Origin of the sequence: Ovoidimarina sediminis (genome assembly GCF_032586175.1) — a bacterium.
Taxonomy (GTDB): Bacteria; Pseudomonadota; Alphaproteobacteria; order Rhodobacterales; family Rhodobacteraceae; genus Ovoidimarina; species Ovoidimarina sediminis.
On record NZ_JAWHTE010000022.1, the window covers coordinates 45423 to 70589 of the forward strand.

The 25167-nt window shown below is 64.9% G+C and carries 29 protein-coding genes; 14 read left to right on the forward strand and 15 right to left on the reverse strand.

Annotation, left to right across the window (positions count from 1 at the left end):
• Window positions 1–888: an alpha/beta hydrolase gene (locus RXV90_RS20050; protein WP_316651055.1), complete on the reverse strand. Its 888-nt coding sequence runs from the start codon at window positions 886–888 to the stop codon at window positions 1–3.
• Window positions 889–998: 110 nt separating this feature from the next.
• On the opposite strand from RXV90_RS20050, the gene RXV90_RS20055 reads away from it, so the two are divergent.
• A complete protein-coding gene (locus tag RXV90_RS20055) occupies window positions 999–1292 on the forward strand; it encodes an antibiotic biosynthesis monooxygenase family protein (protein ID WP_316651056.1) in 294 nt (97 codons plus the stop codon).
• A gap of 38 nt (window positions 1293–1330) precedes the next feature.
• Window positions 1331–1753 (forward strand): cupin domain-containing protein, encoded by a 423-nt coding sequence (locus RXV90_RS20060; RefSeq protein WP_316651058.1) that lies wholly within the window; start codon window positions 1331–1333, stop codon window positions 1751–1753.
• A 64-nt stretch (window positions 1754–1817) separates the two neighbouring features.
• Here the strand turns inward: RXV90_RS20060 and RXV90_RS20065 are convergent, their stop codons facing one another.
• Entirely contained in the window at window positions 1818–2924 is a 1107-nt protein-coding gene (locus RXV90_RS20065; RefSeq protein WP_316651060.1) for an anhydro-N-acetylmuramic acid kinase, read from the reverse strand.
• 64 nt (window positions 2925–2988) lie between these two features.
• Here RXV90_RS20065 and tyrS point away from each other — a divergent pair, with 64 nt between their 5' ends.
• Both tyrS and RXV90_RS20075 read left to right on the forward strand, forming a co-directional pair.
• Window positions 2989–4242, forward strand: coding sequence for a tyrosine--tRNA ligase (gene tyrS, locus RXV90_RS20070; protein ID WP_316651061.1), 1254 nt, complete (start codon window positions 2989–2991; stop codon window positions 4240–4242).
• A 104-nt stretch (window positions 4243–4346) separates the two neighbouring features.
• A complete protein-coding gene (locus RXV90_RS20075; RefSeq protein ID WP_316651064.1) occupies window positions 4347–4616 on the forward strand; it encodes a hypothetical protein in 270 nt (89 codons plus the stop codon).
• Here the strand turns inward: RXV90_RS20075 and RXV90_RS20080 are convergent.
• Complete coding sequence (locus RXV90_RS20080; protein WP_316651066.1) at window positions 4607–5020, reverse strand: hypothetical protein; 414 nt, start codon at window positions 5018–5020, stop codon at window positions 4607–4609. The two genes, RXV90_RS20075 and RXV90_RS20080, sit on opposite strands and share 10 nt — an antisense overlap.
• A gap of 218 nt (window positions 5021–5238) precedes the next feature.
• Between RXV90_RS20080 and RXV90_RS20085 the strand changes: the two genes are divergently transcribed.
• Complete coding sequence (locus tag RXV90_RS20085) at window positions 5239–5757, forward strand: YHS domain-containing (seleno)protein (protein WP_316651068.1); 519 nt, start codon at window positions 5239–5241, stop codon at window positions 5755–5757.
• Between the two features lie 73 nt (window positions 5758–5830).
• Here RXV90_RS20085 and RXV90_RS20090 read toward each other — a convergent pair whose 3' ends face one another.
• Entirely contained in the window at window positions 5831–6805 is a 975-nt protein-coding gene (locus RXV90_RS20090) for a DUF3179 domain-containing protein (protein ID WP_316651070.1), read from the reverse strand.
• Window positions 6806–6983: 178 nt separating this feature from the next.
• On the opposite strand from RXV90_RS20090, the gene RXV90_RS20095 reads away from it, so the two are divergent.
• Window positions 6984–7649 carry a Crp/Fnr family transcriptional regulator gene (locus tag RXV90_RS20095; RefSeq protein WP_316651072.1) on the forward strand — a complete coding sequence of 222 codons (666 nt, stop codon included), beginning with the start codon at window positions 6984–6986 and terminating at the stop codon, window positions 7647–7649.
• 464 nt (window positions 7650–8113) lie between these two features.
• Here the strand turns inward: RXV90_RS20095 and RXV90_RS20100 are convergent, their stop codons facing one another.
• Together RXV90_RS20100 and RXV90_RS20105 are read right to left on the reverse strand one after the other, a co-directional pair.
• Window positions 8114–8680: a peptidylprolyl isomerase gene (locus RXV90_RS20100; protein ID WP_316651074.1), complete on the reverse strand. Its 567-nt coding sequence runs from the start codon at window positions 8678–8680 to the stop codon at window positions 8114–8116.
• Window positions 8673–9179, reverse strand: a complete 507-nt coding sequence (locus RXV90_RS20105) for a peptidylprolyl isomerase (protein ID WP_316651075.1) — start codon at window positions 9177–9179, stop codon at window positions 8673–8675. The genes RXV90_RS20100 and RXV90_RS20105 overlap by 8 nt, the downstream gene beginning before the upstream one ends.
• A gap of 139 nt (window positions 9180–9318) precedes the next feature.
• On the opposite strand from RXV90_RS20105, the gene RXV90_RS20110 reads away from it, so the two are divergent.
• On the forward strand, window positions 9319–10509 hold the full coding sequence (locus RXV90_RS20110) for a phosphoglycerate kinase (RefSeq protein ID WP_316651077.1): 1191 nt from the start codon (window positions 9319–9321) through the stop codon (window positions 10507–10509).
• An 83-nt stretch (window positions 10510–10592) separates the two neighbouring features.
• Window positions 10593–11486 carry a fructose bisphosphate aldolase gene (locus tag RXV90_RS20115; protein WP_316651079.1) on the forward strand — a complete coding sequence of 298 codons (894 nt, stop codon included), beginning with the start codon at window positions 10593–10595 and terminating at the stop codon, window positions 11484–11486.
• Between the two features lie 4 nt (window positions 11487–11490).
• Here the strand turns inward: RXV90_RS20115 and RXV90_RS20120 are convergent, their stop codons facing one another.
• Window positions 11491–13077, reverse strand: a complete 1587-nt coding sequence (locus RXV90_RS20120; RefSeq protein WP_316651081.1) for an acyl-CoA dehydrogenase family protein — start codon at window positions 13075–13077, stop codon at window positions 11491–11493.
• A gap of 167 nt (window positions 13078–13244) precedes the next feature.
• Here RXV90_RS20120 and RXV90_RS20125 point away from each other — a divergent pair, with 167 nt between their 5' ends.
• The 5 genes from RXV90_RS20125 to RXV90_RS20145 all read left to right on the forward strand — a co-directional run bounded on the left by RXV90_RS20125 (window position 13245) and on the right by RXV90_RS20145 (window position 17707).
• Window positions 13245–13541, forward strand: coding sequence for a septum formation initiator family protein (locus tag RXV90_RS20125; RefSeq protein WP_316651083.1), 297 nt, complete (start codon window positions 13245–13247; stop codon window positions 13539–13541).
• Window positions 13542–13695: 154 nt separating this feature from the next.
• Window positions 13696–14724: a pyruvate dehydrogenase (acetyl-transferring) E1 component subunit alpha gene (gene pdhA, locus RXV90_RS20130; protein WP_316651085.1), complete on the forward strand. Its 1029-nt coding sequence runs from the start codon at window positions 13696–13698 to the stop codon at window positions 14722–14724.
• Window positions 14725–16101 carry a pyruvate dehydrogenase complex E1 component subunit beta gene (locus RXV90_RS20135; protein WP_316651086.1) on the forward strand — a complete coding sequence of 459 codons (1377 nt, stop codon included), beginning with the start codon at window positions 14725–14727 and terminating at the stop codon, window positions 16099–16101. It abuts the gene before it with no gap.
• Between the two features lie 9 nt (window positions 16102–16110).
• Entirely contained in the window at window positions 16111–16371 is a 261-nt protein-coding gene (locus RXV90_RS20140) for a hypothetical protein (RefSeq protein ID WP_316651088.1), read from the forward strand.
• Between the two features lies 1 nt (window position 16372).
• Window positions 16373–17707 carry a pyruvate dehydrogenase complex dihydrolipoamide acetyltransferase gene (locus tag RXV90_RS20145; protein WP_316651089.1) on the forward strand — a complete coding sequence of 445 codons (1335 nt, stop codon included), beginning with the start codon at window positions 16373–16375 and terminating at the stop codon, window positions 17705–17707.
• A 15-nt stretch (window positions 17708–17722) separates the two neighbouring features.
• Here the strand turns inward: RXV90_RS20145 and RXV90_RS20150 are convergent, their stop codons facing one another.
• From RXV90_RS20150 to cysE, 4 genes are all read right to left on the reverse strand, one after another.
• Window positions 17723–18484: an RES family NAD+ phosphorylase gene (locus RXV90_RS20150; RefSeq protein ID WP_316651092.1), complete on the reverse strand. Its 762-nt coding sequence runs from the start codon at window positions 18482–18484 to the stop codon at window positions 17723–17725.
• On the reverse strand, window positions 18444–18824 hold the full coding sequence (locus tag RXV90_RS20155; protein WP_316651094.1) for an MbcA/ParS/Xre antitoxin family protein: 381 nt from the start codon (window positions 18822–18824) through the stop codon (window positions 18444–18446). The genes RXV90_RS20150 and RXV90_RS20155 overlap by 41 nt, the downstream gene beginning before the upstream one ends.
• Before the next feature lie 136 nt (window positions 18825–18960).
• Window positions 18961–20034: a PLP-dependent cysteine synthase family protein gene (locus tag RXV90_RS20160; protein ID WP_316651096.1), complete on the reverse strand. Its 1074-nt coding sequence runs from the start codon at window positions 20032–20034 to the stop codon at window positions 18961–18963.
• 102 nt (window positions 20035–20136) lie between these two features.
• Entirely contained in the window at window positions 20137–20949 is an 813-nt protein-coding gene (cysE, locus tag RXV90_RS20165) for a serine O-acetyltransferase (protein ID WP_316651098.1), read from the reverse strand.
• A gap of 79 nt (window positions 20950–21028) precedes the next feature.
• Between cysE and RXV90_RS20170 the strand changes: the two genes are divergently transcribed.
• Window positions 21029–21370 carry a TraR/DksA family transcriptional regulator gene (locus tag RXV90_RS20170; RefSeq protein ID WP_316651100.1) on the forward strand — a complete coding sequence of 114 codons (342 nt, stop codon included), beginning with the start codon at window positions 21029–21031 and terminating at the stop codon, window positions 21368–21370.
• Here the strand turns inward: RXV90_RS20170 and RXV90_RS25930 are convergent.
• Genes RXV90_RS25930 through RXV90_RS20185 form a run of 4 tightly spaced genes read right to left on the reverse strand, consistent with a single transcriptional unit; the run spans window position 21280 to window position 25084 of the window.
• Window positions 21280–21651, reverse strand: coding sequence for a DUF7742 family protein (locus RXV90_RS25930; RefSeq protein ID WP_458646494.1), 372 nt, complete (start codon window positions 21649–21651; stop codon window positions 21280–21282). The two genes, RXV90_RS20170 and RXV90_RS25930, sit on opposite strands and share 91 nt — an antisense overlap.
• On the reverse strand, window positions 21648–22367 hold the full coding sequence (locus RXV90_RS20175; protein ID WP_316651103.1) for a DUF2793 domain-containing protein: 720 nt from the start codon (window positions 22365–22367) through the stop codon (window positions 21648–21650). The genes RXV90_RS25930 and RXV90_RS20175 overlap by 4 nt, the downstream gene beginning before the upstream one ends.
• Window positions 22360–24801, reverse strand: coding sequence for a baseplate megatron protein TIM-barrel domain-containing protein (locus tag RXV90_RS20180; RefSeq protein ID WP_316651104.1), 2442 nt, complete (start codon window positions 24799–24801; stop codon window positions 22360–22362). The genes RXV90_RS20175 and RXV90_RS20180 overlap by 8 nt, the downstream gene beginning before the upstream one ends.
• Window positions 24743–25084 (reverse strand): hypothetical protein, encoded by a 342-nt coding sequence (locus RXV90_RS20185; RefSeq protein WP_316651106.1) that lies wholly within the window; start codon window positions 25082–25084, stop codon window positions 24743–24745. The genes RXV90_RS20180 and RXV90_RS20185 overlap by 59 nt, the downstream gene beginning before the upstream one ends.
• Window positions 25085–25167 lie beyond the last annotated feature (83 nt).

Genomic DNA, 25167 nt, shown 5'->3' on the forward strand with positions numbered 1-25167 from the left:
TCACTCCGGCGCGATCCGTCCTGCGAGGAAGGACAGCGCATCGGGCGAAACACGCCGCCAGTATTTCCAGTCATGCCCGCCGTTATCGACCCTCAGTTCAGGTCTGAGACCGGCCCTGCGCAACTCGATATACAGCTCGACCGTGCCGTCATGGAGTTTCCAGTAATCGTCGTCCCCCACCGCGAGGAGGATGGCGGGCGGGTGTTCCATCTCCGCGAGGTCGCCGACATGGGCGAAGGGCGACTGGCGATTGAACATCCCGATATCGAAGGTTTCGCCGGTGGTCCGCGGGAACCACTTTTCCTGCATTTCGGGCGGATCCACCGCCGGGCCGGTCGCTTCCGACATCCCACCGGGGCGCCAGATGCCGGGGCTGAGGGCTGCGACGGCAGAGAACACCTGCGGATGGGCGAAGGCGAGACGCAAAGCGCCGTGACCACCCATGGAAATGCCCGCGATGCCGCGATGCGCCGGCCCCGCGAGTGTGGGGTAGCGGGCGTCGATCTCTGCAACGAGATCGCGGGTGATCGCTGTCTCGTAATCACCGGGGCCGTTGAAGCGGGCGCTGTCGACATACCAACTTTTGCCTGCGTCGGGCATCACGGCGATGAGGGGCGCGATCTCTCCTGCCCCGATCATCCGGTCGAGCGTTTCCTCGAGGCGCCCGCCCTTGAGCCACTCGCGCTGGCCCGCGCCGAAGCCGTGAAGCAGGTAGACCACGGGGAACCGCGTACCTGCGGGCTGACCGGAAGGAAGATAGATGCTGTAGGGAAGATCCGTTCCGAGAGCTGGGCTTGGCGCCTTCCGGTCCACATGCACTTCGCCCGCCGCCACGGCCGATGCCGCGGCGAACCAGAGTGCGGCCGCCAGTGCCGAAAGCCTCGCCATGGAGAAAACATACGGGAAACGCGGCACTTTGTCTGCCCCGCGGGGCGCCTCGCCGGACCGATTCGCCTGATGTGATAGGGTGAGGTGTCACAAAAGAGGGAGTATGCCCGATGATTTTGCGGATATTTCGCGTGACCGTCGTGCCGGACCGTGTTGAGGAGTTTCGCCGGTTCTTTCTGGAAAAGGCGGTGCCGCTGATGCGATCCACGGACGGGGTGGAACAGGTTCTCTTCGGTTTGCCGCGCCCCGAAAGCCCCAACGATTTCGCCGTCGTCATGGTCTGGCGCGACCTTGCCGCACTCGAGGCCTTCGTGGGCGGCGACTGGCGGGTGCCGCATATCGATCCCGACGAGCTGGGCGTTGTCGAGACGCGTGCCCTCGATCACTACGAGCTTGTGGCCTGAGCCTTGCGCCATTATCGGATCCGGGCGATGGACACTGCATGACAGCGGATGAGATCATCGAGGCACTGGGGCTCGTCCCCCATCCCGAGGGAGGGCATTACCGGAAAACCTGGATCGAGGAGACAACGGGCGCCCGGCCTGCCGGGACAGCGATCTATTTCCTGCTGCGGGCCGGGGAACGGAGCCACTGGCACAGAGTCGACGCGACCGAGATCTGGCATTTCCACGCGGGCGCGCCGCTGATCCTTTCTCTCGCTGCGACCGAGGCGGGGCCGGCACGGGATCTCCATCTCGGGCCCCTGCCGGAGGCCGGCGCGGAACCCCAGCGGATCGTCCCGAAGGATCACTGGCAGGCGGCGCGCAGCACCGGGGACTGGACCCTCGTCTCCTGCACCGTCTCGCCGGGGTTCCGCTTCGATGGGTTCACGCTCGCGCCACCGGGCTTCGATATCCCGCATTGAGCCCCTTCATGTGGCCGGAAATATCCCGGGGAGCGCGAGGGGCTGGCCCCTCGCTCCCGCCCTGTCAGACCTGTCCCGACGGCCGGCTGATCTGCCCGCCGCCCACAGGCGCGGCCACGCCTGTCGTCCCCGGCGCGGAGGTCGGCAGCCCCCGCATCACGCGCACCGCGAGATAGGCGAAGGCCTGCGCTTCGAGCATGTCGCCGTCGAGCCCGACCTCCTCGACCGGTTGAACGGGACAGTCGAGGCCGGCGGAGAGCATCGCCATCAGCACCGGGTTCCGCCGCCCGCCCCCGGTAACGAGGACGCGCGCGGGCGGCGACGGGCAATGCTCGACCCCGTGCGCCACGGCGGCGGCGGCACAGGCGGTCAGCGTTGCCACCGCATCGGCATCTGAAAGGCCGCGCACCGCCTCGCCCAGATCGGCGAATTCGGCCCGGTCAAGCGACTTGGGCGGAATCTTCGCGAAATACCCCCGGGCCAGCATCGCCTCGAGCACCCCATCCGCAACCCGTCCCTGCGCCGCAAGGGCGCCGTCCGTGTCATGGGACGCCCCCGTCCGGGCGGCCACGAGATCGTCGATGGGCGCGTTGGCGGGCCCCGTGTCAAAGGCCAGGAGCGCGCCCTCGGCGGCTGGATCCTCGATGCGGGGATCGACCCAGGTGAGGTTGCCCACGCCGCCGAGATTGAGGAACGCCAGGGGCGCCTCGGCTTCGATGAAGCGCGCGCAGGCATGGTGCCAGAAGGGGGCGAGCGGCGCGCCCTGCCCGCCCATGGCCACGTCGGTGGATCGGAAATCCCAGACGACCGGCCGGTCGAGCACCTCGGCCAGGATCTGGCCGTTTCCGATCTGTACCGTCACGCCGCGGGCCGGGTCGTGCCAGGTGGTCTGGCCGTGAAAGCCCACCACCTCGGCCTCCCCGAACCGCGACAAGAGCTCGGCATGCGCCGTTTCCACCACTTCGGCGGCCGCCTCGCTTGCCGCCTCGCCGGGCGCGGGGCCCAGCGCCGCGCGGATCGCCGCCCGTTCGCGGGGCGCGTAGGCGCGGTAGCCCGTCTCGCCGAAGCCCAGGATGCGCCTTCCATCGGTTTCGATCACCGCTGCGTCCACGCCGTCGAGCGACGTGCCCGACATGGCGCCCAGCGCCCGGATGGCCTCTTTCACCGTCATGTCTTTCCCTTGCCCTGTCCCGCCGATATAGACGGCCTCCGATGGCGAGAGAAGATGTGAGCCGATGACCTATCACCCGAAATCCGATTTTCTGCATGAGATCACCTCGCGCGGGTTCTTGGCGGATTGCACCGATCTTCAGGGGCTGGACGAGCGTCTGCTGAACGGGCCGGTCACGGGCTATATCGGCTTCGACCTGACCGCGACCTCATTGCATATCGGCAACCTCGTGCAGATCATGCTGTTGCGCTGGATGCAGAAGACGGGGCACCGCCCGATCACGCTGATGGGCGGCGGCACGACCAAGGTTGGAGACCCCTCTGGCAAGGACGAGATGCGCAAGATCATCTCGGTCGAACAGATCAACGAGAACGCAAAGGGCATCCGCCAGATCTTCTCGCGGTATATCTCCTATGGCGACGGGCCGACGGATTCGCCGCTGGTGAACAATGCCGAATGGCTCGACAAGCTGGGCTATATCGATTTCCTGCGCGACATCGGCAAGCATTTCACGATCAACCGGCTTCTGGCGTTCGAGTCGGTCAAATCGCGGCTCGACCGGGAACAGGCGCTCAGCTTCATCGAGTTCAACTACATGCTGCTGCAGGCCTACGACTTCCTCGAACTCTACCGCCGCTATGATTGCGTGCTTCAGATGGGCGGGTCGGACCAGTGGGGCAACATCGTCTCGGGTGCCGACCTGATCCGCCGTGTCGAAGGGGCCGAGGCCTTTGGCCTGACGACGCCGCTGGTGACACGTGCAGACGGGAAGAAGATGGGAAAATCCGCCGATGGGGCGGTCTGGCTCAACGAAGACCGGATGAGTTCCTACGAGTTCTGGCAGTGGTGGCGGAACGTGCCCGATGCGGATGTGGGCAAATTTCTGAAGATGTTCACCGAGTTGCCCGTCGAGGAATGCGACCGTTTGGGTGCGCTTGAAGGGGCGGAGGTGAACGAGGCGAAGATCCGGCTCGCGAACGAGGTGACGACGCTCTGCCGCGGTGCCGATGCCGCAGCGGCCGCGGAGGAGACCGCGCGCGAGGTGTTCGAAAAGGGCGGTGTGGGCGAGGATCTTCCGACCCTCGCACTGTCGGCCGAGGACGTGGGCGACGGGATTTCGATCACACAGCTTATCGTGCGCTCGGGCCTTGCGAAATCCGGCAAGGAGGCCAAGCGGCTGATCGCCGAAGGTGGCGCGCGGATCGACGATGCGCCGGTGTCGGATGCGGGGCTGATGCTGGATGCGGGCGCGTTCGCATCGCCGGTGAAGCTGTCGGCGGGCAAGAAGCGGCATGCGCTGGTGACGCTGGAAGGGTGAAGGTGCGAGTTGCGGCAACCCTGGCGCTTTCGGCTCTGATCGCATTTGGCGCGCCGGCTCCCTCTCACGCGTCTGATTGTGTCAGACCGCATTGGGTGTGCGTCATGGAAGATGCGTTGCCGTTCCGCGTCGGCGAAGCCTGGCTGATGACGGAGTACACGGCATTCGCGGCTTGGGATCCGCCGATCCGGCGACGGACGAAATTCAAAACGATCGCTGTCTTCGATTCTGAGAATCGCGCAATCAGCGACCTCGCCTTGGCCGGCCAAATCGCCCGGCGGATGGCCAAAATCAACCAGTGCGAAATCGAGGAGGAACCGAGTTTCGTTCCGCCGACAGCAATGTTCGTACTCGCCTGCCCTCTTCAGCGATAGTTTCTGGCGTTGCCGAAAGCCCGGACCTCCTTTTCCCAGGCCTCCCGCAGGTGGCGGGCATAGGCGCGGTCGTCGTTCGAGAGGGTGGCGAGAAACGTCTCGAACCCCGCCTCTCCCGACAGGATCGCGCGCTCCTGGAAAGCAAGCTCGGAAACCTCGCCCTCGGGCAGGTCGGCAATGGCGCCAACACCGGCGGCGGCAAGGCGTGCCTCGATCTTTTCGTAGGCGACCGATCTGGGATCGCGCGGGCCGCCATCCTTCGCTGCTTGGCCCGCCTCGCCCAGCGCGCCCTGGGCGCAGTGGAGGAACCATTGCTGCGCCGCGTCGAGATCGCGGGTGCGGGCGGCCTTGCCCTGGCGGTCGAGGCCGAGGCGGCCCAGAATATCGCGGATCGTTCCCGGCATGGTGTCTGATGTGCCTGTGTCTGTGCGCGGCCAGAGTAACGCAGGGAAATGGGCCCGTGGTGTGGCCAAGGGCAAGGGCATCCGGCGACCGTTGCGCATTGGCCGCACAGATGCATGTGTGTGCAAGAACCGATTACACGGGATCGTGGTTGGCCCGTGAGCATGGCGATCTGGCATGAGGCGAACACCACAGCCATTCCAGAAAGGTTTGACCAAATATGTCCCTTCGCATGTTCCTTGCCGGCGCGGCCTTCGCCGCGCTGTCCCTGCCCGCCTTCGCCGGGGAGCAATATGTCGATTCCAACGGCTTTGCCGTTTCCGGGTATGACGTGACCTCCTACTTCGATCTCGATCAGGCGCCCGTGGGCAGTAGCCAGCCTGCCCCCGTGCCCGGAAGCGCCGCGATCACGGCAGAGTGGAACGGCTCCACCTGGGCCTTTGCCTCGGCCGCGAACCGCGACAAGTTTCTGGCCGATCCCGCGCGCTATGCGCCGCAATATGACGGACATTGCGCTTTCGCTGTCTCGAAGGGCGGAAAGGCCCCGGGCAATCCGACCCTGTGGCGGATCGTGGACGGAAAGCTTTACCTGAACGTCACGAAGACGGTTGTCGGGTTCTGGGAAGAGGATATTCCCGGCAATATCAGCAAGGCCGAGGGAAACTGGCCCACGGTCGAGCCGACGCCGGCCTCGGCGGGCCCGGTGCCCGAATTTACGCCGGCGGCCCCCGAAAGCTGAGCCGCCGCGGACCGCATGTGAGACAAGAAACGGCGGCCCGTCGGGCCGCCGTCTTACCGTTTGGCGCAGACGTTCAGTTGCCGAGCATCCAGTCACCTTCCGGCCAGAAGGCGTGGTAGGCAAAGGCGAACATCACGTCATGGGGCAGATCGTTGCCCGCGGCGTCGCGGACACGGACCGTGCCGACCTCCTTGCCGGCGTTGATCTCGGCCGTGTCGAGGGCCGAGGCCTGCCCTTCCGACCAGGTGAGCGTGACGCCCGCCTCGGTGATCGGTGTCTCTGTGCGGATACGCTCCATCGTCCAGGCCCGGTCGCCTACACGCACCACGCGCGCGAGCGGCGTTATGCCGTGGGGCGGCATCTCGCCATTATAGAGAAACGGCCTTCGGGAGCTGTCATAGCGCTGATAGGGGTTGGCGCCGTAGGGGCGCGGCCAGCCCGGCTGATCCATGACGAGCCCGCCGGGATTGCGGGCACGGAACTCTGCCCAGCTTTCCATCCAGGTGGGCAGTTGTTCCAGGCGCATGCCCGTCATTTCCCCCACGATGCCCTCGCCCAGGGCCTGTTGCCACCAGCTTTGGGTTTCGCGATCGTACATGACCATGTCGGAGTTCCGCAGCTTGCCGGACACGCCGAATGTCAGCACCCGGCCATCGACCCGCCGATCGAAAGTGAGACCCGAATTGCACAGGGGACAGAAGGTGACGGCGACCGGGATGCCCCCGATCTCGTCATTCACGATCTCGTGCCAGGTGAGATAGCGGATCGGATAGGCGCGCGGGGTCTCGCCGTCGAATTCGACGGTTATGACAGGTTCGCGGTCACCAAGGCGGCTTTCCGCAGCGGCATCGATGAAGGTTGGGTCGCTGAGAGCGGGAATGCCGTCCTTCGGCGGACCACCGGAGAGAATTTCCGTCCAGCTTTCGACATTTGTGATGTCGAAGTTCGTATCCGGCCACTCGGATTTCCAGAACTCCGGCGAGGCGGCGGCCGGCATGGCGAGCGCACCGGCAAGGGCGACGGCGGCAAGGAGGGTTTTGAGCGTCATCCGGTTCTCCTTTCGCGAGAGTTCGGGCGAGAGTGGCAGAGCCGCGGGCACCGCAATAGCCCACCTCACAGGAGCGTGACGGCGCGCGATCTGTCGTAACGTCTTATTCATTCAAGATTGGCGATACTTGAATAGGCTGCTATCAAGCAGAAATCGGGAGCAGACGGGAAAAATAAAAATGCTACCTCAGGCCGGGTTCCTCAAGAACGCGTCGCCCGCTTTGCGGCGCACGCTTGAAGCTTTAGCAAGTGATGTGCGTCTGAAGCAGGGACAGGTGTTGTTCGAGCGCGGCGATGACGGTGATGCGCTTTTTGCCGTGATCGAGGGCGCGCTTGAGATTTCCGTGCATTCCGAAGACGGGCGCAAACTGGCGCTTGCGAAGATGTCGAAGGGCGATCTGCTTGGCGAGATCGCGCTGTTCGACCCGGGCCCGCGCACGGCCTCTGCGATGGCGACAACGCCGACGCATGTTCTGAAAATCCGCAACGGGGACGTGATCGCCGCTGTGAGAAGCAACCCTGACCTTGGGATCGACCTGATCCGGCTTGCGGGCGAGCGGCTGAGATGGATGAACCTGCAGATCGGCGAACAGGCCTTTCTTCCGATTGCCGCGCGGCTGGCACGGAAGATCCTTTACCTTCTGGATGAAAGCGACGGGGTGAAGCAGAACGTTCTGCCGATGAGCCAGGCAAACCTTGCCGAATTCGTCGGTGCGACGCGGGAGGCCGTGTCGAAAACCCTGTCGGAATGGAAGAAGGAAGCGGTCGTCGATGTGTCGCGTGGCACGATTCGCGTGCTTGACCGCGATACGCTGTCACGGATCGCCGATCTTGATCTGATATAATCTTTTCTGATTTGGCTTATCGCCCTGGCGATGCGGCGCGCGGGATCTGCGCGCCGTACCTATTTGTTATTAATAAGAATTCACGTCTCACGCCAGCAATCTGAGCCGTGAGGGTGAACGGAAGAATTTTAGAGGATTTTGACCCTTTGTGAGCCGTTTCACAGAACGAACCGGGCGAATCGACGATAACCAAAAGCGCTCCAGCCGAAGACGCAGATAGCTAATTCGGCGGCGATCCACCGGTGCGGGCCATCCCGAATGGCCAGTCCCGAGGCCAACCGCGAGGTGGATCGTGCACAAGAGGTGTGGGGGCTGATGCGAGTGCAGGGTGTCCCGATCACCCTGTTTGAGTAGCAAGTGCTACGGCTCCGCGTCGTGGTGTTGTACTGGACCCGACCGGTCCACCACGGCTTGGGCGGGTGCTTCCCCTGGGGGAGAGGCACCCGCCCTACCTTTTTTCGGGGTTACTCAATCACTTCGACGTCGGTCATCACGTCGGGATCGCCGCTGATCGCACCGTTGGCTGCCTGGCTGCCCTTCTTGATGGCATCGACCACGTCCATGCCCTCGATAACCTCGCCAACGACCGTGTACTGGCCGTTCAGGAAATGGCCGGGAGCGAACATGATGAAGAACTGCGAGTTGGCAGAGTTCGGATCCTGCGCGCGGGCCATTCCGACAACGCCACGGTCGAAGGGGATATCCGAGAATTCGGCCGGAATATCCGGAAGATCGGAGCCGCCCATTCCGGCGCGGGCGAGGCCTTCGCCTTCTTTGCCGAACTGGACGTCACCGGTTTGCGCCATGAAGCCGTCGATCACGCGGTGGAACACCACGCCGTCATAGGCCCCCTGGCGCGCGAGCGTGGTGATCTGTTCGACGTGGCGCGGGGCGACATCGGGGAAGAGATCGATCACGATGGTGCCGTTGGCCTCGCCCGAGACGTTGATTGCGAGGTTCGGGCCTTCCGTATCGGCCTGCGCCAGCACCGGGGCAGCGGCGATGAGGGCCGCGAGTGCCGTCTTACGCATCGGCGGCCACCTTCACGCTGATCATGCGGTCGGGGTTCATCGGCGGTTCGCCCCGGGTGATCGCATCCACATGCTCCATCCCCGAGATCACCCGGCCATAGACCGTGTATTGCCCGTTCAGGAAGTGGTTGTCCTTGAAATTGATGAAGAACTGCGAGTTGGCGGAGTTCGGGTTCTGGCTGCGTGCCGCGCCCAGCGTGCCGCGATCATGCGGGAGCTTGGAAAACTCGGCGGGCAGGTCGGGCAGGTCCGACCCGCCGGTGCCCGCGCGGCGCAGATCGAAGCCGTCTTCGGCATCGCCGTGCTGCACGTCGCCCGTCTGGGCCATGAAGCCGTCGATCACGCGGTGAAAGACGACATTGTCGTAGGCGCCGCTTCGCGCGAGTTCCTTCATCCGCGCGGCGTGCTGGGGGGCGACATCCGCCAGAAGCTCGATGACGACGGTGCCGTCTTTCAGTTCCATCAGGATGGTGTTCTCGGGGTCCTTGATCTCAGCCAATTGGCCTCTCCTTGGTGTTGGTCGGGGGCGACCCTAGTGAAGCGCGCCGGGAAGGGAAAGGCCCCCAAATCGCGTGATCCGGTTGACGGCGGAGCATGGCTCATGTGTGTAAGGGCGCAAGAGACGCAGGAGGCGGATTATGGGCTGGACGACCCTCGACGATATCGACCTTGACGGAAAGATCGTTCTGACGCGCGTGGACCTGAACGTGCCGGTCGAAGATGGCCGGGTTACGGATACGACACGGATAGAGCGGGTGAAGGACACGGTGCTGGATATTCTGGAGAAGGGCGGAAAGCCCGTGCTTCTGGCGCATTTCGGGCGGCCCAAGGGACAGGTCGTGCCGGAGATGTCGCTTTCGCAGATCCGGGGCACGGTGCAAGAGGTGTTCGGCCGGCCGGTGCGCTTTGCCGCGGATTGCGTCGGACCGGCGGCGGAGGCGGCGATCGCGGCGCTTGGGGCGGGCGAGGTTCTTCTTCTCGAGAACACGCGGTTTCATGCCGGTGAAGAGAAGAACGACCCGGACTTCGCGGCGGCCCTCGCCGCGCTTGGCGATGTCTATGTGAACGACGCCTTTTCCGCCGCGCACCGGGCACATGGGTCGACCGAGGGGATCACGCGGCATCTGCCCTCTGCCGCGGGGCGGCTGATGGATGCGGAGCTTTCGGCCCTCGACAAGGCGCTTGGGTCGCCCGAGCGCCCGGTGGTGGCCGTGGTCGGCGGTGCGAAGGTTTCGACGAAGCTCGATCTTCTGTCGAACCTCGTACGGAAGGTGGATGTGCTCGTGATCGGCGGCGGGATGGCGAATACGTTTCTTGCCGCGCAGGGGATCGACGTGGGCAAGTCTCTGGCCGAGCACGAGATGGCGGACACAGCGCGGGATATCAGCGCGCGGGCGGCGGAGGCGGCCTGCGAGATACTGCTGCCCGTCGACGTGGTGATCGCGCGGGAGTTCAAGGCGGGTGCGGCGTCGGAGATCGTTGCGGCCAGTGCCTGCCCCCCCGACGCGATGATCCTGGATGCGGGGCCCGACAGCGTGGCGCGCGTGGCTGCGGCACTTGCAGGCGCAAAGACGCTGGTCTGGAATGGCCCGCTGGGGGCGTTCGAGATCGAACCCTTCGACCGGGCGACGAATGCGGCCGCGGTGGAAGCCGCACGGCTGACGCGCGAAGGAAGGCTTATTTCCGTCGCGGGCGGGGGCGATACCGTTGCGGCACTGAACAAGGCCGGGGTGGCGGAGGATTTTACCTATATCTCGACCGCGGGCGGTGCGTTTCTGGAGTGGATGGAAGGCAAGACCCTGCCGGGTGTCGCCGCGCTGGAACCCTGAGCCGCAAGGGGCCGATTGCGCACCGCGCGCGCCTGACCTAAAAGCCGTCTCAAGCGGATGACGGGATATAATGGAGTGCCCCCATGTCGAACCCCGAGATGAGAGAAAAGATCAAGAACGGCCAGGGCTTCATCGCCGCGCTGGACCAGTCGGGGGGATCGACGCCGAAGGCCCTGCGCCTCTACGGTGTGACCGAGGATCAGTATTCGGGCGAAGACGAGATGTTCGCCGAGATCCACAAGATGCGCTCGCGCATCTTGCAGTCGCCCGTCTTCAACGGCGATCGCGTGGTGGGTGCGATCCTGTTCGAGATGACGATGGACGGCGAAGTGGGCGGCATGCCGACGGGCGAATACCTTTGGAAGGAAAAGGGCGTTGTTCCCTTCATCAAATGCGACCAGGGCCTTGCCGAGGCCGAGGACGACATGCAGCTGATGAAGGACATGCCCGAGCTTGACGCGCTTTTGGACCGGGCCGTGTCGAAGGGGATGTTCGGAACCAAGATGCGCTCGGTCATCGGGGCGGCGAAGCCCGAGGGCGTGGCCAAGGTCGTGGCCCAGCAGTTCGAGGTGGGGCACCGCATTCTCGCCAAGGGCCTTGTGCCGATCATCGAGCCCGAGGTGACGATCACCATTGCCGACAAGGCGGAGGCGGAAGACCTTCTGCTGACCGAGATCCTGAAGCAGCTTGATACTGTGCCGGACTGTCAGGAGATCATGCTGAAGCTGTCGCTGCCCACGAAGGCGAACCAGTACAAGCCGCTGGTCGACCACCCGAAGGTTCTGAAGGTGGTGGCGCTGTCGGGCGGGTATTCGCGCGACGAGGCCAACGCGCTTCTGGCCCAGAACACCGGCATGATCGCGAGCTTCAGCCGGGCTCTGACGGAAGGCCTGTCTGCCAATCAGAGCGAGGCGGAGTTCGACGCGATGCTGGACGGGACGATCCAGTCGATCCGCGACGCCTCTGTCGCTGGCTGAGCCGCTAGCCGACGTTTCCGAGACGTTTGAGGACGCGGGCTTCGTCGAGCCCGCGTGCCGTGCCGTAGGGAATTGCCGCACCGCCTGAGAGACGGGTGCTGCAGTATCCTTCAGCCACCGCGTCGGGCGCCTGCCTGAGCAGAACCGATGCGGTCAGAAGCCGGGCGGCTTCCGAGGCGAAGCGGCGGGCATCGGCCTCCGCTGGTGCTGACGCCCAACTGGCGCGGAACGCCTTGAGGGCCGCGTCGTACTCGGCATTGCTTCCGCGGACCGCATCGAATTCGTCCTGCAGTGCCGCGCCCGCCTCTGGCGCCTTCTGCAGGGTGCGCAGGATGTCGAGGCAGATCACGTTCCCCGATCCTTCCCAGATCCCGTTCAGCGGTGCCTCGCGGTAGAGCATGGGCAGGGGCGTATCCTCAACGAAGCCCATGCCTCCAAGCACTTCCATTGCCTCGGCCACGAGCGGCGGGCAAAGCTTGTTGTTGAGGAATTTCGCGAGCGCCACGCCGATCCGGGCGAAAGGCATGCGTGCGGGATCGTCGAAGGCGCGGCTGACGTGGAAGGCAAGCGCAAGTGCGCCCTCCCAGTCGAGCACCATGTCTGCCAGCACGCGGCGCATCAGCGGCTGATCGATCAGGCGGCGCTGAAAGGCGGCGCGGTGGGTCACCCAGTGATGCGCCTCGTAGAGGGCCGCGCGCATCAGCCCGGCGGGGGCGATTGCGGTATCGAGACGGGTGTGGTGCACCATCTCGATGATCGTGCGGATGCCCGCACCCTCCTCCCCCACCCTGTGGGCGAGCGCGCCGCCGTAGCGGATCTCGGCCGAGGCGTTCGCGCGGTTGCCGAGCTTGTCTTTCAGCCGGTCGATGCGGATCGCGTTGGGCCCGGTGTCGAGCCAGCGTGGAACGAGGAAACAGGTGAGCCCCTCGGCGGTTTGCGCGAGGGTGAGGAAGGCGTCCGACATGGGCGCCGAGCAGAACCACTTGTGCCCCGTGAGCAGCCAACCGTCCGCGGCCGGGACAGCGCGCGTGGCATTCGCGCGGACGTCGGAACCGCCCTGGCGTTCGGTCATTGCCATGCCCATGGTGGCGCCGGATTTCTGGGTGACGGGGCAAATCGCGGGATCGTAGCTTCGGGAGAGAAGCTTTGGCTTCCAGATCGCATCGAGCAATGGGGCGACTTTCAGGGCGGACACGGCCGCGTAAGTCATCGTCAAAGGGCAGCAGACGCCGGGTTCAACCTGACTCATGAGGTAGACCATGGCGGCATGGGTCGCGTGGCGTCCGCCGTTCCACGGCAGGGCGGCATAGCCCGCGCCAATCCCTTCCGACATGAGCGCATGATAGGCCGGGTGAAACGCGACGGCATCGCGACGCCGCCCGCCCCGATCGAAGAGATCGGGCTCTGGCGGATGGCGTTCCGCCGCGCGGCCAAGGGCGCGCATCTTCGCCCTACCCCAGGATTGACCGAGTGGCGCGAGATGCCCCTCATCGGCGCCCGCCGCCACTGCATGAGTGCGCAACACCGGGTCGTTCGCCCAGAGATCGATATCGCCAATCAGATCGGGTTGGTTGTAGAGGTCTTCCGACATCGCCTTCCTCCACCGGTGGCCGCGGCCCGGCAATGCCCCGCCGATCGCAGCAGAAACTCCCCTTTTCGCGTCAGAATGGGGATTCACAGGCTACGCCCAGTGTGCCATGATTCGCGGCACCATCCGCTCGGCAAAGAAGCGGAGGCACCGAAGGCAGGCTGAACCCGATGAACTCCTCCCGCACCGCGATTAGCGATGTCGTGTATCTGACGCTTATGTGTGCGGCAGCGATGTATTTCACCTTTGCCAGCATCCAGGGCGATCACGGGCTTTTCCAGCGGGTTCAGATCGAGGCGGAGCGTGCAGCGCTCGAGGCAGAGCGCATGCGGCTTGAGGCCGAAGTGAGCGCCCTTGAAAACAAGACCCGGCGGCTGTCGGACGACTTTCTGGATCTCGAACTGCTTGACCAGCAGGCGCGGAGCATCCTTGGGCTGATCCGGCCAGACGAGATGGTTCTGCGCTGAGCCCGCCCAGCGACAGCGTTGCGCCCCGCGCATAGCGGAATTTCCGCCTGTTGTGACGCTGCGTCCAATTTATACAGTGCAGCCGCGAGCCAGATCGGTTAGGAGATAGTTCAGCACTAAACTATTTCTGCTGCCAGGGAGGCGACGCCACAGCATGGCCACGCGCAAATCCACCGCAAAATCCACCGCCAAACCGAACGTGTCGAAGGAAGAGCTTCTGGAATACTACCGGGAGATGCTTCTGATCCGCCGGTTCGAGGAAAAAGCCGGCCAGCTTTACGGCATGGGCCTGATCGGCGGGTTCTGTCACCTCTATATCGGCCAGGAGGCCGTCGTCGTCGGGCTCGAGGCCGCGGCGGACGAAGGCGACAAGCGCGTCACCTCCTACCGCGACCACGGCCACATGCTGGCCTGCGGGATGGATCCGAAGGGCGTGATGGCCGAGCTTACCGGCCGCGAGGGCGGCTATTCGAAGGGCAAGGGCGGCTCGATGCACATGTTCAGCCGCGAGAAGCATTTCTACGGCGGCCACGGCATCGTGGGCGCTCAGGTGCCGATCGGGGCGGGCCTTGCCTTCGCCGACAAGTACCTCGGAAACGACCGGGTCACGTTCACCTACTTCGGCGATGGCGCCGCAAACCAGGGCCAGGTTTACGAGACCTACAACATGGCCGAGCTTTGGGACCTGCCGGTGATCTTCGTGATCGAGAACAACCAGTATGCCATGGGCACGAGCGTGAAGCGCTCCACCAAGTCGCCGAGCCTCTGGGAGCGTGGCGCCGCGTACGGCATCCCGGGCGAGGCCGTGGACGGGATGGACGTGCTGGCCGTCAAGGCCGCCGGCGAGAAGGCCGTCGCACACTGCCGCGCCGGCAAGGGCCCCTATATCCTCGAGGTGAACACCTATCGCTACCGCGGCCATTCCATGTCGGACCCGGCGAAATACCGGACCCGCGAGGAAGTGCAGGAGATGCGCGAGAAGCGCGACGCGATCGAACACGTGCGCACCATGCTGCTCGACGGCAAGCACGCGACGGAAGATGACCTCAAGGCCATCGACAAGGAGATCAAGGATATCGTGAACGAAGCGGCGGAATTCTCGAAGGAAAGCCCCGAGCCCGCGGTCGGGGAGCTTTGGACCGACATCTATGCCGAAGAGCTGCCGCAAGGGGAGGCTGTGTGAATGGCGACCGAAGTACTGATGCCCGCCCTCAGCCCCACCATGGAAGAGGGCACGCTGGCCAAATGGCTTGTAAAGGAAGGCGACACGGTTTCGTCCGGCGATATCCTGGCCGAGATCGAAACCGACAAGGCGACGATGGAATTCGAGGCGGTCGATGAAGGGATCGTCGGCAAGATCCTCGTCAGCGAGGGCACCGAGGGCGTGAAGGTGAACACGCCAATCGCGGTGCTTGTCGAAGAGGGCGAGGATGCCGACGCGGCGGTGCCGTCGTCGGCTGGCGGCGCGGCAGCACCCGCGGCAGACGAAGCCCCGGCGGAGGCGCCCGCACCCGCTCAGGCGAAATCGCCGGTCGAGAGTGTCGAGGTGGCCGAACCCGAGATCCCCGAAGGCACCGAGATGGTATCGACCACGGTGCGCGAGGCCCTGCGCGACGCAATGGCCGAAGAGATGCGCCGCGACGAGGCTGTGTTCCTGATGGGCGAGGAGGTGGCCGAGTATCAGGGTGCCTACAAGATCAGCCAGGGCCTTCTTGAGGAATTCAGCGCGCGGCGTGTGATCGACACGCCGATCACCGAGCATGGCTTTGCCGGAATTGGCGTCGGTGCGGCCTTCGGCGGGCTGAGGCCCATCGTCGAGTTCATGACATTCAACTTCGCCATGCAGGCGGTCGACCACATCATCAACTCCGCCGCCAAGACGCTTTACATGTCGGGCGGCCAGATGGGATGCCCGATCGTGTTCCGCGGCCCGAACGGTGCGGCGGCCCGCGTGGCGGCCCAACACAGCCAGGATTACGCGGCGTGGTATTCCCACATTCCGGGCCTGAAGGTTGTGCAGCCCTATTCGGCCTCGGACGCCAAGGGCCTTCTGAAAACGGCGATCCGCGACCCGAACCCGGTGATCTTCCTTGAAAACGAGATCCTTTACGGCCGGTCCTTCGAGGTGCCGAAGCTGGACGATTACACTGTGCCCTTCGGCAAGGCCCGGATCTGGCGCGAGGGCACGGACGTGACCATCGTGAGCTTCGGGATCGGGATGACCTATGCGCTCGAAGCCGCCGACAAACTTGCGGAGGAAGGGATCAGCGCCGAGGTGATCGACCTGCGGACGCTGCGGCCCATGGATACGGCCACGGTGATCAAGTCGGTGCAGAAGACGAACCGCTGCGTGACGGTCGAAGAAGGCTTTCCGGTCTGTTCGATCGGGAACCATATCTCGGCCGTGCTGATGCAGGAGGCGTTCGACTGGCTTGACGCGCCGGTGATCAACTGCACCGGCAAGGACGTGCCGATGCCCTATGCGGCGAACCTTGAAAAGCTGGCGCTGGTGACGACGGCGGAAGTTGTCGAGGCCTGCAAAGCCGTGACCTACAGGTAACCGCCCGCGATGGAGATCAAGGGCCGCGATCCTGCAACCGAATGCTACCGGGTTGTCGTCGACGTTGACGGCACACCTGTGGCGGCACTGGTGCCAGAGCGCCTTGCCGCCGAACGGCTGACGCTGGGATCGCGACCCTCGCACGAGGCGGCCTATACGTGGATCGCCGCAAACAAGGACCAGATCGAACGCACCATCACACGCATGGCGCAGGGCCCGGCACGGATCAGGGCCCCTTTCGACCAGATCATGCTCGTTGAGGAACACTGACATGCCGACCGAAGTATTGATGCCCGCCCTGTCGCCCACGATGGAGGAAGGGACGCTGGCAAAGTGGCTTGTGAAGGAGGGCGACACGGTCTCGTCCGGGGATCTTCTGGCCGAAATCGAGACCGATAAGGCCACGATGGAATTCGAGGCCGTCGACGAAGGCACGGTGGGCAAGATCCTCGTGGCCGAGGGGACCGAGGGCGTGAAGGTGAACACGCCCATCGCGGTTCTGCTCGACGATGGTGAAAGCGCTGACGATATCGGCGAAGCCTCTCCGGCTCAGAAGGCCGAGGCATCGAGCGATGCGGCCCCGGCGGAGGCGTCGGAACAGACCGCTCCGGCGGGCGGCTATGGCCGTGGCGACACCGATGCGACGCCGGCGCCGGCCGCGGGCACCGACGACAAGGGCGATCGTATCTTCGCTTCGCCGCTTGCGCGGCGTATCGCGAAGGACAAGGGCCTTGACCTCGCCCAGATCAAGGGATCGGGGCCCAAGGGCCGGATCGTGAAAGCGGATGTCGAGAAGGCCGAACCGGGCAAGGCCGCCGCGCCAGCCGCCAGCGCCTCCGCCGCCCCTGCCCCCAGCCCTGCCGCCGCGCCGGCGGGCCCCGCCGCGGATGCCGTCATGGCGATGTTCGGAGACCGGGAGTTCGAAGAGGTCAAGCTGGACGGGATGCGCAAGACGATCGCCGCGCGGCTTGGCGAGGCCAAGCAGACGATCCCGCATTTCTACCTGCGGCGCGACATCCAGCTTGATGCGCTTCTGAAGTTCCGGGGAGAACTGAACAAGCAGCTTGAATCCCGTGGTGTGAAGCTTTCGGTCAACGATTTCATAATCAAGGCCTGCGCCATCGCGCTGCAGCAGGTCCCGGATGCCAATGCTGTCTGGGCGGGAGACAGGATCCTGAAGCTGAAACCGTCGGATGTGGCCGTGGCAGTGGCCATCGAAGGTGGGCTGTTCACGCCCGTTCTGAAGGACGCGCATACGAAATCGCTCTCGGCGCTTTCTGCGGAGATGAAGGATCTGGCTGCGCGCGCCCGCGACCGCAAGCTTGCGCCACACGAATACCAAGGTGGCAGCTTCGCGATCTCGAACCTGGGCATGTTCGGCATCGACAACTTCGATGCGGTCATCAACCCGCCGCATGGCTCGATCCTTGCGGTCGGTGCAGGTGTGAAGAAGCCGGTTGTGGGCGCGGATGGCGAATTGGCCGTGGCAACGGTGATGAGCGTGACGCTGTCGGTCGATCACCGGGTGATCGACGGTGCGCTTGGCGCTCAGTTCCTGGACGCGATCAAGACCGGCCTGGAAAACCCGGTGGCGATGCTGGCCTGACGTCGCGGCGCGGGCCTAGCCCCGCGCCCAGACCATCCCGTCAAGGCGCGGGTCCTCGACGGCGTCGCGGGCGAAATCGTGGCGTCGCGGCGTGCTGTCTGAAATTGCAAAGGCCCCGAAGGCCCCGAGCCGAATGCGCCAGGTCTGGCGGCTGACCGGCGCGGGGCGCGAGAAGGCGCGGCAGGTCAGGACGGCGAGGTTGGCCCCGCCCCCGGGATCACGCACCGAGGTGTAGCGGATGAGCCCTGCCCCGGCCTCACGTGCCGAATCCGCAAGCGCCTGACAGGCGTCGTATCGAACAGGATCTGTCCAGGTCGCGGCATCCTCCGACAGAGGGGGGCGCGTGAGGTCGACCGCCTCGCCCTCTACCTCCGCAGCGAGCGCGGTGTACTCGGATGGTGCAACCGGCCAAGGCACATCGGGCGCCTCGGCGTAGAAGAGAAACCGGTAGAATACCATTTCGGCGAGTGCAGTGGCGACGCGTTCAGCCCCGTACCAGACCCCCGGTGTAAGGCCCGCCCGGCGAAAGCGCGAGCCGTACGGATAGCTTCCATAACGGAAGGGCGTGGCGAGAAGGTAGTGGAGCCCAGCGCATTCCGGCGGCACGGACGGTTTCGTCGCTTCCAGAATATCCTCGAGTACCGTTTGCTCGGCCGCACCATCGACGAGTTTCATCGTCGATATCGTGTGCTGCACCTCGACCAGCCGCCAGGCGCGACCCCGAACGGCCGCGCATTCAGAGCGGAGCGCGGCGGGCGTCCAGATAGGCGACGACATCGGTCAACCCTGCGATCGTTGCGATCTTGTCCACCGGCTTGCCGCCGAGGGCGGTGTTTTCCGCCCGGATCCAGGCCCGCGCGGTTGCCGCATCACCGGTGATGGCATCGAGAGATCGGAAAAGGCGCACGAAAAGTGCCGCGAGTTCAAAGGATTTTGATGCCTCGTCAAGGCAGTAGCCCCCGGATTTCATGCGGGAGACGGTGGGTTCCGAAAGCCCGAGCACCCCCGCAAGCTCCCGTGCGGTCAGCCCCAAAAGCGCAGCGGCCCGGAGCGCCGCGCGGGTCAGAACGGCGCCGGGATCGGGCCTGTCATCGAGAGCCCTGGAAGGCAAGACCATCGCACTATCCTTTCACTGGAAAAGATAGGAGACATTTCTTTCCAAGGCAAGTTCATGAGGTGCGCGTGCTCTTCATTTTGGCGAGAATACATGCGGGGGGGCAGCAGCCCCCCCCTGCCTCGGATGCGTGTAGCGCCTACTCCGCCGCCATCTGCGCGGAGGGCGTCGAGCGCGAAATCTCCAATTCCTCGTCGGACATATCCTCCGGGATGTCCTCAAAGAGCGGTGTGGACATGTAGCGCTCGCCGGTGTCGGGCAGCATGACGAGCATGGTCGAGCCCGCGGGCGCGGTTTCGGCCACCTTCATCGCCACGGCAAAGGTCGACCCGCCGGAAATCCCGGTGAATATCCCCTCTTCGGCGGCAAGCCGTTTCGACCAGGCGATGCCCTCGGGCCCCGGGATCGGAAGCATCTCGTCGAAGTAGTTGTTGTCGATCGCTTCCTGCAGGACGAACGGAATGAAATCCGGCGTCCAGCCCTGGATCGGATGCGGTTCCCAATCCGGGTGGCTGCCGGACGGCTCGATTCCGTCGCGCGGCTGGGGCTTGCCGGAGCTTACGATCGCGGCATTTGCCGGTTCCGTACAGATGATCTTGAGATCCGGCATCTCTTTTCGGAGCAGTCGGGAGGCACCCGCGAGGGTTCCGCCAGTGCCATAGCCCGTCACCCAGTAATCGAGTTTCTGTCCCGCGAAATCACCGACGATCTCGCGCGCCGTCGTGGCCTCGTGAATATCGGCATTGTCCTTCGTTTCGAACTGGCGGGCGAGAAACCAGCCGTTCTTTTCGGCAAGTTCCTTGGCCTTGGTATACATGCCGAAGCCCTTTTGCGCGCGGGGCGTCAGCACAACCTTCGCACCAAGAAAGCGCATGAGGCGCCGCCGCTCGATCGAAAAACTGTCGGCCATCGTCACGACGAGCGGATACCCCTTGGCGGCACAGACCATGGCGAGGCCGATCCCGGTATTACCGCTTGTGGCCTCGACAACGGTCTGGCCCGGTTTCAAGCGACCGTCGCGTTCCGCTGCCTCGATGATGTTGAGCGCAAGGCGATCCTTCACGGACGCTGCCGGGTTAAAGGCCTCGGCCTTCACGTAGACCGTGACGTGATCGGGCGCGATGCGGTTGATCCGGATGCAAGGTGTGTCGCCCACCGTATCCAGGACGGAGTCAAAAAGCCGGCCACGTCCCGATGTCTGTCGAATGCTCATAGTTGGTGTCCCTCTGTTTATGTGGGCAGCATAGCACGCGCGGGCGCGCCCCGCGATGCCGCGAGGGTTTCAAGGGCAATGTAAATGTAGTTTTTTGCGTACTCAGCCGCAGCTTTTCTTGATCAGCTGATCCATCGTACGCGACGGCTGGGCGCAGCCCGCCTCGCCCACGATCTTGGCGGGAACCCCGGCGACGGTCATCTTGGGTGGCACTTCCTCGAGCACGACGGAGCCCGCCGCGATACGGGAGCAATCGCCCACTCTTATATTGCCGAGAACCTTTGCGCCCGCGCCGATCAGAACACCGTCGCCTATCTTCGGGTGACGGTCTTCCTCTTCCTTGCCGGTACCGCCAAGCGTCACCGAATGAAGCATTGAGACGTTATCACCCACCACCGCCGTCTCGCCGATCACGATGGAATGGGCATGGTCGATCATGATCCCCTGACCGATCCGGGCGGCAGGGTGAATGTCGATGCCGAACACCTCGGACGTGCGCATCTGGAGGAAGTAGGCCATGTCGACCCGGCCCTGATTCCACAGCCAGTGGGCAATTCGATAGGCGATCATCGCCTGGAAGCCCTTGAAGTAGAGAAGCGGCTGGATCATCCGGTGGCAAGCCGGGTCGCGATCGAACACCGCAACGATATCGGCGCGCGCCGCCTGGCCGATGGAGGGATCGGAGGACATTGCCTCGTCGGCGATTTCGCGCAGGATCTGCTCGGACATCTCACCCGAAGCGAGTTTCAGCGACATCCGGTAGCTCAGCGCCCGCTCGAGCGAGGGGTGGTGCAGGATCGAGGAATGAATCAGGCCGCCCAAGAGCGGTTCCTTGGCCACGGCCTCTTCGCCTTCTTCCCGGATACGCGTCCAGATCGGGTCGAGTTCGCTCAGCTTGCGACGGGTTTGGGCCATGGTAGTCTCCTTCGGTCAGGCCGCCTTCTACACCAGTTGGTGCCCGTTCGCCAATTTGTAACCCAGCGAGCCGGAAAAAGTGATCGACGACGACATCATCGCCACGTATCGCGCGCGATTAGAGGCGCTTCTTGAAACACTCGAGGCCGAAGATGCCGCCGGGGCAGAGGATCAGGCGACCGTAACGCTGGATCAGCAATCGGTGGGGCGGCTGAGCCGGATGGACGCGATGCAGCGTCAGGCGATGGCGCAGGCGAACGCCCGGCGGCGCATGGCGCTTCGGCAGCGGATCATGGCAGCGCTTCTGCGTATGGACGAGGGGGAGTTCGGTTATTGCACCGATTGCGGGGACGAGATCGCGCCCGGGCGGCTGGATGCCGATCCGACGCATCCGATGTGCGTCTCCTGCGCGTCGGGATAGGTTGTGCCGACACCTTCTATGACGTCGATGAGCGCGGCTCGGAAGGCCGGGTCGGCGAGCGACCGGCCGACGCGCTGTTTGCGGCGCCGGGCCGCCGTCATCAGACTTCCGTCACCCCAGATTGGATGGCACCGGCCGGTACCGCGGCGGTGACGATCTGCCGCCGCGGCCTCTGCCAGCATGCGGCGAAGGATCCAGCGGCGCCGCGCGGGCGCATGCCCCGCGATCGCCGCGGCCGCGTTCAGAGCATCGTCGATCAGAACCGCCTGCACCTTGATCACGCGCGCGGCAATGCGAGTTCGATGACGTGGACCGCAAGCCGGACGATACCGCCCGCACCGTCGAACGCCCCGCCTTCGCCGGTCAGGGTGAGGGCCGTATCGCTGTAGTAGGCGAGAGGCGAGGACGTGAGCCCCCGTGCCCAGGAGCCCGCCGAAAGCCCGAGGCCGCTGCCATACCTGTCATCCGAAACGCCGCCGATGCCGAGCCGCCAGGATGTCGCGGTTCCGGTTATGGTGGTGAGAACGCGGCCCGTGATGCCGATGACGAGGCTTTGCGCGGGGATCAAGGCCCCTGTGTCGGAGATTGCGCCTGCGCCAACCGTGTGATCGGCCTCGATGACCCGGAGCGTGCTGGCCGCGCCGTTCGGGGAAGCCGCGCCCGTGCCAGCGACCCAAACCGACCCGTCGAATAGAGCAGGCGTCCCCTCGTCGGCGATCCAGCCCTGCCAGCCTGCCCGGGCCGCAATGAAGGCCCAGCCGCCATTCAGGAAAAGCGCAAGCTGCCCCTCCTGCCCCGCCCAGGCGTTGACGGCACCGGCGGGCACGGCGTGAACCGTCCCCTCTTCCGGGGCTGAGGGCGGGGTGGACGTGGCGCGCGAGGCGATCACGAGCTGACCCAGCGCATCGATCCGCGCGAGTGCCTCGTTCACGGTGACATGTTTCTGCGCCTGGCTGGGTTGGACCAGCGGCAGGCCAAGCATCGGGGTCTCAGTCATGGATCGTCAGTCTCCTGAAGGGGCCCGGACCGAACCGGGCGGAGAGTTGCGCCACCTCGACATCGAAGACGGGTGGCGCGGCGTCAGCGGTCTTGTAAGCGGCGGTATAGATCCAGCCCGGGGATTGCAGTGTTTCCTCACGCAGGGTCGTCCCGGCTGCCGAGATGCGAAGAAGATAGGCCTCCGTCTCCTCGCCAAGGGGCACATCCATCCCCGCCCAGCTGTCGCCGTCGATGCGGGTGCGGCGGATCCAGCCGATTACATGTCCGCCGGTCCCGTCGGGGCGTGCGGAGAGATGGACCGGCGCATAGGGTCGAAGCCCCACGCCGTCGAAGGCGCGGCTCGTTTCCTCGTAGACCGGATCATCCACCGGGCGGCTTGCCGGCCCGACGCGCCAGGTACGGGCAAGCTGACGCTCCGACGTATCGAGATCAAGCTGACGCAACGCCTTTGTCAGAAGAACAAACCGGCTTCCGGCGGGCCATGTGGCGGGCGTGACCGCATCGGTTCCAGCCTGACCGCGGAGGCGCAGAGACAGATCGTAGGTGTCGGTATCGACGAGTGTCGCTTCGGCGAACTGGAACACTTCCCAGAGATCATCCGCACCATTTCCGATCGCCGCCGCGTTGGCGCCGTTCAAGAGCGCCGCCTCGGCAACCGAGGCAAGCGCCCCGGACCAGAGTTTCACTCTCAGCGGCGAGCCGCGGTCGAACACTCCCGGATTGGCCGAGACCATGTCGTTCAGGGTCTCTCCTATCACCGCCGCGCCCTCGATCACGCCGGCAAGGACAAAGCCGTTCTGTGACGCCGATTTGTAGGCGGCAACCGGCCCCGGCCAGGGGGCGGCGGAAACCGCGAGATGTGGGGCGTGAGGCACCTCGTCGCCACGAAGAAGCGGCAGGTCCAGGAAGACCGGCTCCACCGGTACCGGCACGATGAAACCGGCCTGCCCCGCCGCATCTGCCGGGACGTCCGGCGACGGGACGTAGGCGCCCGGCTCCACCCTCTGGCCTTCGGCCACCCGCGCTTCCGCCTGTTCCAGCCGGTCGATCCGGTAGAGGCCTGTCGTGCCCCCGGTGTCCACCTCAACCACATCGCCCGCGCCGACATCACGACGCGACGGCGGCAGCGCAAAGCGCAAGGTGTCGCGAGCGATCCTTGCCTCGGCCAGCCAGCGCTCGGCGATGCCCCGGCGTTCGGCGGCGGTCAGAAGCATCGGCAGGTCGGTTTCGGTGACGGTTTCCGACGTCTCGTCTGGAAAGACCGCGTCGCTCGCGCGGATCTGATAATCGCCCTCTGCCTCGATCCCGTTGACGCGCACGCGCCCCACGACTTCGGCACCGGGTGCGCGTACCCGCTCGATCCCGCCCGTGAGTTCAGGCGTTACGGCGAGCGCGTTGCGATCCACCTGCCCTTCGCGCCGGCCACTTCGCATCCGAAAGGCCAGCACGCCGTCCCGATCCACAGCGTCGAAGCCGTGAGCGAGCATGAGCGCCTGCAGCACGGCCCGTGGCGTCGCGCCTGGCTCGGGCCGGAATCCGCGTACGACGCCATAGAGCCTCGCGACGTCGATCTCTGTGACGCCTGCCCATCCACAGACGTCGCGCACGACTTCGGACAGAGACCGCGCGCTGATCCGGCCATTCAGCCAGTGGCCGCGCTGGTAGTTCTCCCCATCGCTCCAGACCTCCAGCCGACTGGGAAAGAACGGAAAGGGCCGGGCATCCCAGGCCCAGACGAAGGCATGGTCGAGATCAAGCATTGGCCCGCCATAGACCGGTGAGACGGGGTTCTTCGCCGGATCGGCGAAATGGGCGAGGATCGCGGTCAAGGCCTGACGCTGAATGAAATCGTCCCGCCGTCCGCTGGAATAGGGCGGCAGCCCACTTTCGGAAGACTTCGGATCGATGAAGAGGTTGGGCGCGTTCGTGCCCTTATCGACTGCGGGGCAACCAATTTCATCGCACCATGCCGCGTCAAACTGTGGCCCGCGCAGGCTTTCGGGTTCATGGGCTGAAAAGATCTGCGCCGTGGCTCCGTTCGGCCAGATCAGACGCCGACGCCCGGCCTCCCATTCCGGTCGCCGATCCGGCGGAGAACAGGCGATAATGCCACTTTCGCCGTACACCATGACATCACGGGCCTGATCGAGGGTTTCCGCGACCAGCGCCATCCGCTGCGAACGTCCGGGCGCAGTTGGTGTGGGTCCCTCGAGCTCTGATCGCACCCATTCGGCCCCCGCGCGGGTTTTCCCTGCCCCGCGCCCACCGAGCACGAGCCAGGTTTTCCAGTGCCCCTCGGGAGGGATCTGATGCGAAAGTGCCCAAAACTCAAATAGATAGGGCAACGCCGTCAGCGTCGCCGGATCAAGCTCGTCAAGAAACCTCTTCCGAAGACCCGGAGACCCGCAAGCGATCAAGGAGGCGGTTGACACGGTCTCTGGCCTCTTCGAGGTCGAGCCCGTGGAATTTGGGTGGGCGGTCTTCCCGCTCTGCTTGCTCATCCATCGCCCTCCGCAGAACGAAGAAAGCCACTACGGCCCCGTGAAAGGCCCGCACTGCCTTCTCCGTTTCCTTCCGCGACACCGGTTTGCCGGCGCGGATCTTGTTGATCAGGTCGTCAAATATGCGGAGAGCGTCGAAGAAATTCCTCTCCGCCTCCCACAAGATCTGAAGGGGCGTTCGCGTCAGACTCGTCTCAACGTCGTCGGTTCGCATCGAACACCGCCCCTTCCGGTCGGCGAGGCCAACCTATGACCTGCGGAAAAGGGGGATGTCGTGGCCCGAAACCGTCTCGCCAG